Raw genomic sequence first — 14,405 nt, 5'->3', positions numbered from 1 at the left:
AACCCCCATCATGCAGATCTATCGCGCCCGCGTCTTCGACACGCCCACCGACCCCTTCGCCGGAGGTGGACTGCGCTCGGGCTCCGATGTCGCCATCGTCGTCGACTCCGGGCGGATCGTCGCCCGCACGGACTTCGCCACCGCCCGTGAGCGCCACCCCTACGCCGAGGTCGTCGACCTCCGGGCCGGGGTCCTGCTGCCCGGGTTCGTCGACACCCACGTCCACTTCCCGCAGGTCCGCGCGATCGGCCACCTCGGACGCCCGCTGCTCGACTGGCTCGACGAATGCGCCCTGCCCGAGGAGGCGAAGCTGCGCGACGACGCCTACGCCGCGGGGGTGGCGACGGACTTCCTCACGGGCCTGACCTCGGCGGGGACCACCTCGGCGATGGTCTTCGGTTCGCACTTCGCGACCGCGGTCGATATCCTCTTCGGGGCCGCCGCCGAGGTGGGGCTGCGGATGACGACGGGACTGGTCACGAGCGACCGGAACCTGCCCGAAGTCCTGCTCACCGACGTCGACCGGTCCGTGGCCGAGAGCCAGCAGCTCATCGACGACTGGCACGGTCGGGGGCGGCTGCGCTTCGCGGTGACCCCGCGGTTCTCGTTCTCCGCCGGTCCTGAGCTGCTCGCCGCCGGCGGCGCGCTTGTCGCGGACAACCCGGGGATCTGGGTGACCTCCCACCTCAACGAGAACCGCGACGAGATCGCCGGGGTCGCCGAGATCCACCCCGAGGCGCTCGACTACCTCGACACGTACGACCGGGCGGGACTGCTCGGGGAGCGGACGATCCTCGCCCACAACGTCCACCCCCGCGACCGGGAGCTTGCGCGCATGGCCGAGGCGGGGGCGGCCGCAGCCCACTGCCCGACCTCGAACTCGGCGCTCGCGAGCGGCTTCTTCCCGCTGGGCCGCCACCTCGATGCCGGGGTCCGGGTGGCGCTGGGCTCCGACGTCGGCGCCGGCAACGGGTTCTGCCTGCTCAAGGAGGGGGTGCAGGCGTACTTCATGCAGCAGCTCGACCCCGCAGGCGGCGTGCCCCTGACCTCGACGCACCTCCTCCACCTCGCCACCGCCTCAGGCGCGGCGGCCCTCGGCCTCGACGCCGAGGTGGGGGATCTGTCCGTGGGCAAGCGCTTCGACGCCGTCTACGTCGACCCGGTCGCCGGCCAGCCCCTGGCCGTCGGCCTCGACTACGCGGAATCCGATGAGGATGCGCTCGCGAAGATCTTCGCCCTCGGCACGCCCGCCGACCTCACCCGGGTGTGGATCGACGGCGAACCCGTCAAGGGCTGAGGCCCCTCACTCCAGCGACCCTCCGGTCGCTCAGCCACCCCTCGCCGGGTGCTGAGCGCCCGGAGGGTTGCTCGCGTTGAGGGGTTGACTCCCTGCGCCGCCGATGCGTATGCTGTTTTCATCCAACGGAAATGAACTTCCACGATACGGAAGTTTTGGAGAATCGCAGAGTCGCGAAGGAGATCCGATGTCGACATTCGAATTCACTCAGGCAGGCAGCTACATCCTCAACTGCTCCACCCTGCTCACCGAACTGCCCGTCCTCGACCGCGCCCAGGCCGCGAAGGACGCAGGCTTCGACCGGGTCGAGTTCTGGTGGCCCTTCGACGGCGACCCGACGCCGCAGGCTGCCGAGGTCGACGCGTTCATCGCCTCCCTCGAGTCCGCAGGCGTCGAGCTCGCGGGCCTGAACTTCTGGGCGGGCAACATGGCCGCAGGCGATCGCGGCATGGTCTCGATCCCCGGCTCGCAGGCCGACTTCGCGAAGAACGCGGAGATCGTCGCCGACATCGGCCGCCGCACCGGCTGCCGGGCCTTCAACGCCCTCTACGGTCTGCGGGTTGAGGACTCGACGCCGGAGGAGCAGGACGCCGTAGCGCTGGAGAACCTCGCCGTCGCCGCCCGTGCGGTGGCCGGCATCGGCGGCACCGTCCTCGTCGAACCCGTCTCCGGAGCCGAGGCCTACCCGCTCAAGACCGCCGCCGACGCTGCCGCGGTCGTCGACCAGGTGAGGGCCGGCGGTGAGGGCAACATCGCCGTCCTCGCCGACTTCTTCCACATGGCCGTCAACGGCGATGATGTCGCCGCCGCCATCGAATCCGGGGCAGCGGGCTTCGGGCACATCCAGATCGCCGACGCCGCCGGCCGCGGAGCACCGGGAACCGGGCAGCTGCCGCTGCGCGAATGGATCGAACGCTCGTATGCGCTCGGCTACTCCGGTCAGATCGCCCTCGAGTACAAGCAGGACCGCGAGACCGCGTTCGCGTGGCTCGGACGCTGAGCAGACACCCGGTCCTCACCGACCCCCAGACAACCCCGCCCCAGAGACAAGGACACATCATGAGCAGGACAATCGCCTTCATCGGACTCGGAATCATGGGACTGCCCATGGCCAAGAACCTCGTCGACGCAGGTTTCACCGTCCGCGGCTTCAACCGCACCCCCGCCAAGGCCGAGGAGCTCGCCGCAGCCGGCGGGCAGGCAGCCAGGACGATCGCCGAGGCGGTCGACGGCGCGGACGTCATCGTCACCATGGTCCCCGACTCACCCGACGTCGAAGCCGTCCTCACCGGGGACGACGGCATCCTCTCAGCAGCCCAGCCGGGTGCGACGTGGATCGACTTCTCGACGATCCGCCCCGATGTCGCCAAGGAGCTCGCCGCCCGGGCCCGCGAGGCCGGGATCAGGCCCCTCGACGCTCCTGTCTCCGGTGGGGAGCCCGGGGCGATCAACGGGGTGCTCTCGATCATGGTCGGCGGAGACGAGGCCGACTTCGAGTCCGCCTCCGACGTCTTCGCCGCCGTCGGCAAGACGATCGTCCATGTCGGCCCCTCGGGTGCCGGGCAGACCGTCAAGGCCGCGAACCAGCTCATCGTCGCCGGCAACATCGGCCTCCTCGCCGAGGCGGTGGTCTTCCTCGAGGCCTACGGCGTCGACACGACCTCGGCCCTCGAAGTCCTCGGCGGCGGACTCGCCGGGTCCAAGGTGCTCGAGCAGAAGGGTCAGAAGATGCTCGACCGCGAGTTCACGCCCGGCTTCCGGCTCGCCCTCCACCACAAGGACATGGGCATCGTCACCGCCGCGGCCCGCGAGGCCGGGATCGCGATCCCCCTCGGCGCTGCCGTAGCCCAGCTCGTCGCCGCGACCGTGGCGCAGGGCAACGGCGGACTCGACCATTCGGGCCTGCTCACCGTCGTCGAACAGCTCTCCGGCACGACCGCCTCGGCGGGCGAGGACTCCGCCGAGGACGACACCGCACAGGAAGGGGCGGCGTGATGACGAGAATGCGCGCAGTCGACGCCATCGTCCTCATCCTCGAGAAGGAGGGCGCGACCGAGACCTTCGGCCTGCCGGGGGCCGCGATCAACCCGCTGTACTCGGCGATGCGGGCCCACGGCGGGATCCGCCACACCCTGGCCCGGCATGTCGAGGGCGCCTCGCACATGGCCGACGGGTACACTCGGGCGGCCGCGGGCAACATCGGGGTGTGCCTGGGCACCTCGGGGCCGGCCGGCACCGATATGATCACCGGACTCTACGCGGCCGCCGCGGATTCGCAGCCGATCCTCTGCATCACCGGGCAGGCGCCGGTCGCCGTGCTCGACAAGGAGGACTTCCAGGCCGTCGACATCGCCTCGATCGCCGCGCCCGTGACGAAGATGGCCAAGACCGTCCTCGAAGCCGGGCAGGTGCCGGGAGTGTTCCAGAAGGCGTTCGGGCTCATGCGCTCGGCGCGCCCGGGGCCCGTGCTCATCGACCTGCCTATCGACGTCCAGCAGACGGAGATCGACTTCGACATCGACACCTACGAACCGCTGCCGGTCGAGAAGCCCGCCGCCACCTCGGCGCAGGCGGAGAGGATCCTCGACCTCATCGCCGCCGCGAAGCACCCGCTCATCATCGCCGGCGGGGGGATCATCAACGCCGATGCGAGTCAGCGTCTCGTCGAGTTCGCCGAGCTCACCTCGATCCCCGTCTCGCCGACGCTCATGGGCTGGGGGACGATCCCCGATGACCACCCGCTGGCCGCGGGCATGGTCGGGATCCAGACGCACGTGCGCTACGGCAACGCGACGTTCCTCGACTCCGACCTTGTCATCGGCATCGGCAACCGCTGGGCCAACCGCCACACCGGCGACCTTTCCGTGTACCGGAAGGGCCGGTCCTTCGTCCACATCGACATCGAACCCACCCAGATCGGGCGGGTCTTCGCCCCCGACTACGGGGTCGTCTCCGATGCCGGGGCCGCCCTCGACGCACTGCTCGCCGCTGCCCGGGGGCGGGTCGCGGGGCCGAGCGAGCGGGCGCTGCCGGACTTCACCGAGTGGGCCGCCCAGTGCACCGCGCGGAAGTCGACCGAGCACCGGAAGACGAATTACACGGAGAAGCCGATCAAACCCCAGCGCGTCTACCAGGAGATGAACGCGGCCTTCGGCGAGGACGTCACGTACGTGTCGACGATCGGGCTGAGCCAGATCGCCGGTGCCCAGATGCTCCACGTCTACCGGCCCCGGCATTGGATCAACGCCGGGCAGGCGGGTCCGCTCGGGTGGACGGGACCGGCAGCGCTCGGCGTGGCCACGGGCAAGCCGGGGAGCACGGTCGTCGCCCTCTCGGGCGACTACGACTTCCAGTTCATGATCGAGGAGCTCGCCGTCGGCGCGCAGCATCGGATCCCCTACGTCCACGTCGTCGTCAACAACTCCTACCTCGGGCTCATCCGGCAGTCCCAGCGCGGCTTCGAGATGGACTATCAGGTCTCGCTCGCCTTCGACAACATCAACTCCTCGGGCGAATCCGCCGGCTACGGCGTCGACCATGTCGCCGTCGCCCAGGGTCTCGGGTGCAAGGCGCTGCGGGTCGAGGACCCCGAACTCATCGGGGAGGGACTGCGCGTGGCGAAGGAGCTCATGGACGAACACCAGGTGCCCGTCGTCGTCGAGATCATCCTCGAACGCGTCACGAACATCTCGATGGGCCTCGCGCTCGATGCGATCAACGAGTTCGACGTCCTCGCGCAGACGCCGGCCGATGCGCCGACCGCGCTCACACCCCTGAGCGAGCTGGCTGCGACGAAGTGAGGGACCGATGACGGTATACCATGTTCGCAGGACCGGGAATTCGAGGAGGAACCCATGAGCGTCGATTCGACCCAGACGTCGCCCCGGACGCAGGCACTGGCTGAGGCCGGCCGCAGCGTCGATCTCATCATCCGCGCGAAGCGCGCACTCCTGCCCGGCGGCATCGCCGCCGCCGAGGTGGCCGTGGCGGACGGTCGGATCGTCGAGATCGCGACGGGGGAGGACCGGCTGAGCACCGCCTCGGCGCAGGTCATCGACGTCGACGACACGCAGGTGCTCCTGCCGGGCCTCGTCGACACCCACGTCCACGTCAACGACCCCGGGCGCAGCGAATGGGAGGGGTTCGCCTCGGCGACGAAGGCGGCCGCGGCCGGCGGGGTGACGACGATCCTCGACATGCCGCTCAACTCCCTGCCGCCCACCGTCGACGTGCCGGCGCTTGAGGTCAAGCGGGCCGTGGCCGGTCCCAAGGCGTTCGTCGACGTCGGCTTCTGGGGCGGGGCGATCCCCGGCAACATGGGCGAGCTGCGGCCCCTGCACGAAGCGGGGGTCTACGGGTTCAAGTGCTTCCTCGAGGACTCCGGGGTCGACGAGTTCCCGCCGCTCACCCCGGTCGAGATGGGGGCCGACCTCGCCGAGATCGCCGACTTCGACGGCCTCCTCATCGTCCACGCCGAGGATCACGCGGTCATGGCCGAGGCGCCGAGCGCCTCGGGCCGGAAGTTCTCCGACTTCCTCGCCTCACGACCGCGCGAGGCCGAGAACGTCGCGATCGGCCACGTCATCGACGCGGCCCGGGCGACCGGGGGCCGCGCGCACATCCTCCACCTGTCCTCGGCCGATGCGCTGCCGCAGATCGCTGCGGCCAAGGCCGAAGGGGTGCGCCTGACCGTCGAGACGTGCCCGCACTACCTCGTCTTCACCGCCGAGGAGATCCCGGACGGGGCGACGACGCACAAGTGCTGCCCGCCGATCCGGGAGGAGTCGAACCGGGAGGCCCTGTGGCAGGGGCTCATCGACGGCACGATCGACTGCATCGTCTCCGACCATTCGCCGTCGACGGCCGAGCTCAAACTCCTCGATTCCGGGGACTTCGGCGCGGCCTGGGGCGGGATCTCCTCGCTCCAGCTGGGGCTGTCCCTCGTGTGGACGGAGGCGCAGCGGCGGGGCATCGATCTCGCCGAGGTGGTCCGCTGGATGTCCGCGGCCCCCGCGGCGATCGCCCGCGTCGAAGGCAAGGGGGCGATCGCGGTCGGCAATGCCGCGGACTTCGCGCTCTTCGCTCCCGACGAGGAGTGGACGGTGAGCGCGACCGAGCTCCACCACCGCAACCAGATCACCGCCTACGACCAGCGCACCGTGAGCGGCAGGGTCACGCAGACCCTCCTGGCCGGTGCCCCCGTCGACTTCGACACCCCGCACGGCCGCCTCCTCAGCGCCCCCTGACCCTCCCAAACTTCACCCGACGTCCCAAATTCGACCTGGCGCCGCATGACATTTGCGACGTCGGGTCGAGTTTGTGGAGCCCGTGCGCGGGCTGCGGCGGTTCGGTTATCCACAGATTGCGCTTATGTATAGCGTTTGATCGTATTTGATGACAATATATGCATCTATGTACGTAGTGATGACGACTGCCAGGTTCATCCGGGAAGGGTTCACGAAGCGTGAACTCGAGCAGGCACTTGATTGCTGCCTGGAGCGAATCGCTCGTGGGCGATACGTTGCTCGACGTGTCTGCGACAATCCGGACCACTCGGCTGTCTGGGCGGCGATCGATGAAGCCTATGCTGACGAGTACGAGCATTTCGGCGATCGTCGCGATGCGGAGGAGCGGCTCAGAGTGATCATCCATGCTCGTGCCGAGAAGACCGCTGGGCATGCAGACGGCGGTCGTGCTGCGTCCGGGAGGGAGATCTTCTCCCATCTCTCGGCGGCCCTCATCCATGGTCTGCCGGTCGTCTGCCTCCCCGACCCCAGGGCCGAGGTGTATCGGGGCGAGATTCCGCGAAAGTACCGGCACCTCCATGTTCGGGTGGATCGTGTTCCCGAGGGTCACACGACGAGTGTCGGCATCTACCGGGTCACGTCGGTCGAATGGACGCTTGTCGATGTCGCGCTGACGTATGACCTTGCCACTGCGGTGGCGATGATCGATCATGCGATCCGCGAGGGGATGACAGTCGCATCGCGGATCGCGAGAGTGCTTGACGGTCGCCCTGAGGCTCGCGCACAGCGCCGGGCTCGTGCAGCACTTGACCTCGCGGACGGCAGACGGGAATCGCCGGCAGAGTCGGTTGCAGCCGTGCGCTTCTACGAGTTCGGAATCGTCGGCATGGAACCGCAGGTGGAGATGTTCGGCAATGCCGGAGTCTGTTTCGCGCGAGTCGACTTCTGCCATCGGGCGTCGCGAACGATCGTCGAGGTCGACGGACTGGCGAAGTACACCGAGTATGCGTCGGATGCGAAGGAAGCCCTCGCCGACGAGAAGCGGCGCGACGACCGACTCGCGGCGATGGGGTATCGAGTCTTCCGCGTGACGTGGAAGCAGCTTTTCCTCGCCAGCACGTTCGAGGAGATCGGGCGGATCGTGCGAGAGCGCTCGCTCGCGATGGAACGCAATCACTGACTTCACCCGACGTCCCAAATTCGACGCGGCGCCGCATGACATTTGGGACGTCGGGTGAAGTTTGGGAGGGGTCAGACGTCGAGGGTCTCGCGGAGGCGGCGGACGTGGCCGTCGGGGGAGACGTTGTACTCGGCGAGGCTGAGATCACCCGATTCGTCGACGATGAACGTCGAGCGCAGCGTGCCCTCGAAGGTCCGGTCGCCGACGGTCTTCTCCCCATACGAGCCGTACGCCTTCGCGACGGCGGCATCCGGGTCGGAGAGCAGCGGGAAGTTCAGCGACTCGTCCGCGGCGAAGGCCTTGAGCGCCTCGGGGCCGTCGGGGGAGACCCCGAGCACCGCGAAGCCCGCCGACTGCAGGGAGGCGAGGTTGTCGCGGAAGTCGCACGCCTCGGTCGTGCAGCCCGGCGTCGCCGCCTTCGGGTAGAAGTAGAGGATGAACCGCCGGCCCGCGAGTCCCTCCTTCGAGTAGGTCTGCCCGTTCGCGTCCTGGAGGGAGAAGTCCGGTGCCTGCTGCCCGACCGTCAGTGTGTTCGCCATGATCAGTGCCCTTTCTGGTGGTGTCCCGCGTGTGCGGGTCAGTGTCCCGCCGAGGCGGGCTGGTGTCCTGCTGCCGCGAGCGCACATGCGTGCGCGGCGGTCGCTTCGATGAGCTCCTCGGCGCGCTCGGAGAGCTCCGCGAGGTCGGCCGGGCCCGGGGCGATCGACAGGGCCGCCGTGATCCCGGCCTCCCGGCATTCGGCGGGAGTGAGCCCGACGCGTCCGGCGACGACGACGATGCTCGCCGAGGCGGGGGCGTGGTCGCGGACGGCCGCGACGACCTTGCCCCCGAGCGACTGCGAGTCGAACGACCCCTCGCCCGTGAGCACGAGATCGGCCCCGGAGAGCGCCTCGGCGAGACCGACGGCCTCGGCGACCATGCGGGAACCCGGGACGACCTCGGCGTCGAGGAGGGCGGTGAGTGCGAGCGGGATCCCGCCGGCGGCCCCGAACCCGGGGGTGTCGGCGAGCCGCGCCGCATCACCGGATCCGGCGAGCACCTCGGCGAGGTGGTTAAGTCCGGAATCGAGGCGCGCAACGGCCTCGGGATCGGCGCCCTTCTGCGGACCGAAGACGGCGGCGGCCCCGCGGGGCCCGGTGAGCGGATTGTCGACGTCGACGGCGATGCGCCAGCGCACGTCCTTCGCCCGCGGGTCGAGTCCGGTGTCGTCGATCGCGACCAGTGCGCTCAGTCCGCCCCCGCCGGGGGCGATCGGATCGCCCGCGGAGTCGCGGAAGACCGCGCCGAGCGCCCTGGCGATTCCGGTGCCCCCGTCGGTGCTCGCCGAGCCGCCGATGCACAGGAGGATCTCCTCGACCCCGTCGTCGAGGGCGCGGGCGGCGATGAGTCCGACCCCGTAGGTGTCGGCGCGTTCGGGCTGGAGGGCGACGTCGGAGACCTGGGGCAGCCCGTTGGCCTGCGCGGCCTCGATGACCGCGGTCGTCCCGTCGGCCGAGAGGCCGTAGCGGGCGGTCGCCTCCCGCCCGAGCGCATCGACGACGGTGACGGTGCGTTCAGGTGTGCCCCATACGGCGAGCAGCGCCTCGAGCGTGCCCTCGCCGCCGTCGGCGAACGGCAGCTGCGTGATCGTCGCCGTCGGGAAGACCTGCGCCGCCCCGCGGGCGAGGGCCGCGGCGGCCGCGGGCGCGCCGGCGGAGCCTTTGAAGGAATCGGGGGCGCAGACGATCACCGGGGCTTCTTCGCTCATGACCTCATTCAACCGCACGGACTCCTCCGGCACCAGCGGCGTCCACGATTCGGAAAATTTCTTCCGAAATAGACATTCTGGAGCCCGGAACGATTTGACAGCGCGCAGAGGCCCACGTCACACTCGTTGCAACGAATGGAAGACCATTTCCGAAGAGCGAAACGTCGCCCGACGCGCGGACGCCCCGCCTTTGGGCGACATTGGAGGTCGATGTGGACCTGATCGAATTCGATCGGCTGCCGGAGCGCGAGGCCCGCGAGGTCGTGCGACCCTGCCTCGACGTCGAGCGCTGGATCGATGCCGTGACCGCGGGCCGGCCGTACGGAACGGTCGAATCCGCGCTCGAGTCCGCCCGCACCGCCGCCTCCCCGCTCACGCCCGAGGAGATCGGGCAGGCGCTGACCCACCATCCCCGGATCGGGGAGAAGGCGAGCGGCGACTCCGCCGAGGCGGCCCACTCCTCCCGCGAACAGGCCGGCCTCGGCACCCTCGACGGCTCCGTCGAAGAGCGCCTGCGCGCCGGCAACGCCGCCTACGAGGAGCGCTTCGACCGGGTCTTCCTCATCCGCGCCGCCGGCCGCAGCCCCGAGGAGATCCTGACCGAACTCGACCGCCGCATGACCAACTCCGATGACGATGAGCTCGCCGAGGTGGGCCGCCAGCTCATCGAGATCGCCGTCCTCCGCCTCGAAGGGATCCTCGCATGAGCTTCATCACCGCCCACGCCCTCGACTCGACCGCGGGCACCCCCGCCGCGGACCTCGCCGTGACCCTCTTCGACGGGGAGGAGGAGATCGTGAGCGCCCGCACCGATGCGGGCGGCCGGGTCTCCGAGTTCGGTCCCGACCGGCTCGAGCCCGGCACCTACCGGATCGTCTTCGGCACCGGCGAGTACTTCGAGGCCCGCAGCCAGGACCACTTCCACCCGCAGGTGACGATCGACTTCACCGTCAGGGAGGGCGAGGCCCACTACCACATCCCGCTGCTGCTCAGCCCGTTCGCGTACAGCACGTACCGGGGGAGCTGAGGCACCGCAGCGCTGCGCGAACCGCGCCGCACATCCGCAGACACCAGGGGAAGCAGGCCCCCTGCAGGATCTCCATCCTCAACAAACCGCCGAAGCTCGCCGGAGTCCACCGGCAGCCTCGTCAGACATCCGGGCCGATAGCGACCACCGCGACGGCACAACGAGGAGTACGGCAATGAGCACAGTGAAACTGACGACGAACCAGTACGGCAAGGCGGAGAACCGCCTCATGCGGGTCTACCGCGACACCGACCGGCATGAGATCCGCGACCTCAACGTCACCTCGCAGCTGTGGGGCGACTTCGAGACCGCGCACACCGAAGGCGACAACGAGCACGTCGTCGCCACCGACACCCAGAAGAACACGGTCTACGCGAAGGCCAAGGAGCTCGGCGTGAGCTCGCCCGAGCAGTTCCTCCTCGGGCTCGCCGACCACTTCACCTCGAGCTTCGACTGGGTGAGCGGGGGCCGCTGGGAGGCCGAGGAGTTCGGCTGGGCGCGCATCAACGACCACGACCATTCGTTCTACCGGGCCGCGCCCGAGGTGCGCACCGCCGTGCTCACCCGCGACGGGGACACGGACACGCTGATCTCGGGCTTCCGCGACCTCACGGTGCTCAAGACCACGGCGTCGGGCTTCGTCGGCTACCCGCGGGACAAGTACACGACTCTGCCGGAGACCGAGGATCGGATCCTGGCGACCGACATCGCCACCCGCTGGGTCTACAACACCACCGACGTCGACTTCGAGGCGACGTATGAGAAGGTCAAGGCGATCATCCTCGACGCGTTCACCGACCACTACTCGAAAGCCCTCCAGCAGACCCTGTACAAGATGGGGGAGAAGGTCATCGAGCAGGTCGATGAGATCGACGAGATCCGCTTCTCGTGCCCGAACAAGCACCACTTCCTCTACGACATCGAACGCTTCGGGCTGGAGAACCCCAACGAGGTGTTCATCGTCGCCGACCGTCCCTACGGACTCATCGAAGCGACGTTCACCCGCGACGGCGTCGAGGAGTCGAAGGACGCCTGGACGCACATCAAGGGCTTCTGCTGACCTCAGCTGCGGACTCGGGCCCGCGGGAACCTCTCCCGCGGGCCCGAGTCGTATGACCCTGCCCGATTCTCAGAACCGACAGAGAGGCGAACCCCGATGACCGCACTGTCCAACCGCCCCGAAAGCACCGCGACCCCCGCCGACGACGAGGTCGACGAATGGCTCGAATCCTGGGAGGGGCTCGTGACCACGCAGGGCACCCAGCGCGCCGGCGAGATCATGGACGCCCTGCGCCGGCGGGCCGCGACGAACTCCGTAGCCCAGCCGAAGGTGACGACGACGGACTACGTCAACACGATCCCGGCCGACCAGGAACCGGCCTATCCCGGTGACGAGCGCCTCGAGCGCCGCTACCGGAAATGGCTGCGGTGGAACGCCGCGATGCTCGTCCACCGGGCGCAGCGACCCGAGATCTCCGTCGGCGGACACATCTCCACCTACGCGGGTGCCGCGACGCTCTACGAGATCGGGTTCAACAACTTCTTCCGCGGCCAGGACCACCCCGGCGGCGGCGACCAGGTCTTCTTCCAGGGCCATGCCTCACCCGGCATGTACTCCCGCGCCTTCCTCGAGGGCAGGCTGACGGAGACCCAGCTCGACGGCTTCCGCCAGGAGGTCTCGCGCGCGCCGAACGGACTGAGCTCCTACCCGCACCCCCGCCTCATGCCCGACTTCTGGCAGTTCCCCACGGTGTCGATGGGACTCGGGCCGATCAACGCGATCTACCAGGCGCAGATGAACCGCTACCTCCACCATCGGGGGATCGCCGACACCTCCCAGCAGCGGGTGTGGGCGTTCCTCGGCGACGGCGAGATGGATGAACCCGAATCGCGCGGGGCCCTGCAGCTCGCGGCGAACGAGGGCCTGGACAACCTCACCTTCGTCGTCAACTGCAACCTGCAGCGCCTCGACGGGCCCGTGCGCGGCAACGGCAAGATCGTCCAGGAGCTCGAAGCGGTCTTCACCGGCGCCGGCTGGAACGTCATCAAGGTCCTCTGGGGTCGCGAATGGGATTCCCTGCTCTCTGCCGACCGCACGGGCGATCTCGTGCGGATCATGAACGAGACCCTCGACGGGGACTTCCAGACGTTCAAGGCCGAATCCGGGGGCTTCATCCGCGACAACTTCTTCGGCCGCTCCCCGGTGACGAAGAGCCTCGTCGAGCACCTGAGCGACGACGACATCTGGAACCTCAAACGCGGCGGCCACGACTACCAGAAGGTCTTCGCCGCCTACGATCGTGCGGTCAGCGAGACGGACCGGCCGACGGTCGTCCTCGTCCAGACCGTCAAGGGCTACGGCCTGGGCACGAGCTTCGAGTCGCGCAACGCGACCCACCAGATGAAGAAGTTCTCTGCCGCTGACATCAAGGCCTTCCGCGACCGGATGGATATCCCCATCACCGACAAGGTCATCGACGATGATCCCTACGCCGTGCCCTACTACCATCCGGGGCCGGGCGACGAGGCGATCGAGTACATGGTCGACAGGCGGCGCCGCCTCGGCGGGTTCGTCCCCGAACGCAGGCGCGACCGCAGCGCGATCACCCTGCCGGCAGCAAGCGACAAGGCGTTCGCGCAGTCGAAGAAGGGCTCGGGCCAGCAGCAGGCGGCGACGACGATGGCATTCGTCCGCCTGCTCAAGGACCTCATGCGGGAGAAGGGGCTGGGGGAGCGGATCGTGCCGATCATCCCCGATGAGGCCCGCACCTTCGGCATCGACGCGTTCTTCCCGACCGCGAAGATCTACAACCCCAACGGGCAGAACTACCTCGCCGTCGACCGGGAGCTCTTCCTCTCCTACAAGGAGGCGAGCTCCGGCCAGCTCCTCCACGTCGGCATCAACGAGGCGGGGGCGGCGGCCGGGTTCACGGCGGCCGGCACCGCGTACTCGACGCACGGGCAGCCGATGATCCCCATCTACGTCTTCTACTCGATGTTCGGCTTCCAGCGCACCGGCGACGCCTTCTGGGCGGCGGCCGACCAGATGACCCGCGGCTTCATCATCGGCGCGACCGCGGGCCGGACGACGCTGACCGGGGAGGGCCTCCAGCACGCGGACGGGCACTCGCCCACGCTTGCGGCGACGAACCCGGCCGTGCGGATCTACGATCCGGCCTTCGGCTACGAGATCGCCCACATCATGGCAGACGGTCTCCACCGGATGTACGGCGAGCACGACCTCGGCGAGGACGCGCGCAACGTCATGTACTACCTCACCGTCTACAACGAGCCCATGGTCCAGCCCGCCGAACCCGAAGGGGTCGACGTCGACGGGATCCTTCGGGGCATCCATCGGATCGCCGAGGCGGGGGCGGGGGAGCGACCCGTCGTCCAGCTGCTCGCGTCCGGGGTCGCCGTGCCCTGGGCGCTCGAGGCCCGCGGGCTGCTCGCCCAGGACTGGGACGTCGACGCGGCCGTGTGGTCGGGGACCTCGTGGGCGCAGCTGCGCCGCGACGGACTCGAGTGCGAGGCCGCGCGCCTGAGAGATGTCGAGGCCGAGCCGCGCGTGCCCTTTGTCCGCTCCCGCCTCGGCGGTCAGCCGGGACCGATCGTGGCCACGAGCGACTTCGACTCGACGCAACCCGACCTCATCCGCCCCTTCCTCACCCAGGACTTCGCGACGCTCGGCGCCGACGGGTTCGGCTTCTCCGACACCCGGGCCGCAGCCCGGAGGCAATTCCGCATCGACGCGCATTCGATGGTCGTCCGCGCCCTGCAGATGCTCGCCGACCGCGGAGAGGTGCCCGCTTCCGCGCCCGCCGAGGCGGCCCGGAAGTACCGTCTTCACGACGTCACCGCGGGGACCTCCGGCACGGCCGGCGGGGACGCGTAGCAGCGCCGTCGCA

At 69.2% G+C, this 14,405-nt stretch carries 12 protein-coding genes; 10 read left to right on the top strand and 2 right to left on the bottom strand.

The features are described from left to right. Positions 1–10: 10 nt before the first annotated feature. The 6 genes from guaD (at position 11) to AAHA49_RS10875 (ending at position 7,723) form a co-directional block, all read left to right on the top strand. On the top strand, positions 11–1,297 hold the full coding sequence (gene guaD / locus AAHA49_RS10900; protein ID WP_342038296.1) for a guanine deaminase: 1,287 nt from the start codon (positions 11–13) through the stop codon (positions 1,295–1,297). A gap of 187 nt (positions 1,298–1,484) precedes the next feature. Continuing rightward, a complete protein-coding gene (locus tag AAHA49_RS10895) occupies positions 1,485–2,297 on the top strand; it encodes a hydroxypyruvate isomerase family protein (RefSeq protein WP_342038295.1) in 813 nt (270 codons plus the stop codon). Between the two features lie 59 nt (positions 2,298–2,356). Further along, positions 2,357–3,292 carry a 2-hydroxy-3-oxopropionate reductase gene (locus tag AAHA49_RS10890; RefSeq protein WP_342038294.1) on the top strand — a complete coding sequence of 312 codons (936 nt, stop codon included), beginning with the start codon at positions 2,357–2,359 and terminating at the stop codon, positions 3,290–3,292. Then, entirely contained in the window at positions 3,292–5,097 is a 1,806-nt protein-coding gene (gene gcl, locus AAHA49_RS10885; RefSeq protein WP_342038293.1) for a glyoxylate carboligase, read from the top strand. Before AAHA49_RS10890 ends, gcl begins: the two co-directional genes overlap by 1 nt. A gap of 54 nt (positions 5,098–5,151) precedes the next feature. Continuing rightward, positions 5,152–6,543, top strand: a complete 1,392-nt coding sequence (gene allB / locus AAHA49_RS10880) for an allantoinase AllB (RefSeq protein WP_342038292.1) — start codon at positions 5,152–5,154, stop codon at positions 6,541–6,543. Positions 6,544–6,709: 166 nt separating this feature from the next. Beyond that, positions 6,710–7,723 (top strand): hypothetical protein, encoded by a 1,014-nt coding sequence (locus AAHA49_RS10875; RefSeq protein WP_342038291.1) that lies wholly within the window; start codon positions 6,710–6,712, stop codon positions 7,721–7,723. 71 nt (positions 7,724–7,794) lie between these two features. Here AAHA49_RS10875 and bcp read toward each other — a convergent pair whose 3' ends face one another. Together bcp and AAHA49_RS10865 are read right to left on the bottom strand one after the other, a co-directional pair. Next, entirely contained in the window at positions 7,795–8,262 is a 468-nt protein-coding gene (gene bcp, locus AAHA49_RS10870) for a thioredoxin-dependent thiol peroxidase (protein WP_342038290.1), read from the bottom strand. Positions 8,263–8,300: 38 nt separating this feature from the next. After that, positions 8,301–9,470, bottom strand: a complete 1,170-nt coding sequence (locus AAHA49_RS10865) for a glycerate kinase (RefSeq protein WP_342038289.1) — start codon at positions 9,468–9,470, stop codon at positions 8,301–8,303. A 212-nt stretch (positions 9,471–9,682) separates the two neighbouring features. Here AAHA49_RS10865 and uraD point away from each other — a divergent pair, with 212 nt between their 5' ends. The 4 genes from uraD (at position 9,683) to aceE (ending at position 14,392) form a co-directional block, all read left to right on the top strand. Continuing rightward, positions 9,683–10,177: a 2-oxo-4-hydroxy-4-carboxy-5-ureidoimidazoline decarboxylase gene (uraD, locus tag AAHA49_RS10860; RefSeq protein WP_342038288.1), complete on the top strand. Its 495-nt coding sequence runs from the start codon at positions 9,683–9,685 to the stop codon at positions 10,175–10,177. Next, positions 10,174–10,497, top strand: coding sequence for a hydroxyisourate hydrolase (uraH, locus tag AAHA49_RS10855; protein WP_342038287.1), 324 nt, complete (start codon positions 10,174–10,176; stop codon positions 10,495–10,497). The genes uraD and uraH overlap by 4 nt, the downstream gene beginning before the upstream one ends. A 175-nt stretch (positions 10,498–10,672) precedes the next feature. After that, positions 10,673–11,557 (top strand): factor-independent urate hydroxylase, encoded by an 885-nt coding sequence (gene pucL / locus AAHA49_RS10850; protein WP_342038286.1) that lies wholly within the window; start codon positions 10,673–10,675, stop codon positions 11,555–11,557. Between the two features lie 96 nt (positions 11,558–11,653). Beyond that, positions 11,654–14,392 carry a pyruvate dehydrogenase (acetyl-transferring), homodimeric type gene (aceE, locus tag AAHA49_RS10845; protein ID WP_342038285.1) on the top strand — a complete coding sequence of 913 codons (2,739 nt, stop codon included), beginning with the start codon at positions 11,654–11,656 and terminating at the stop codon, positions 14,390–14,392. The last annotated feature ends 13 nt before the right edge of the window (positions 14,393–14,405 follow it).

Source organism: Brevibacterium ammoniilyticum (assembly GCF_038429965.1).
GTDB classification, from domain to species: domain Bacteria; phylum Actinomycetota; class Actinomycetes; order Actinomycetales; family Brevibacteriaceae; genus Brevibacterium; species Brevibacterium ammoniilyticum.
Note: the sequence above shows the minus strand (reverse complement) of the source record. Positions and strands in the feature narration are given on the sequence as shown.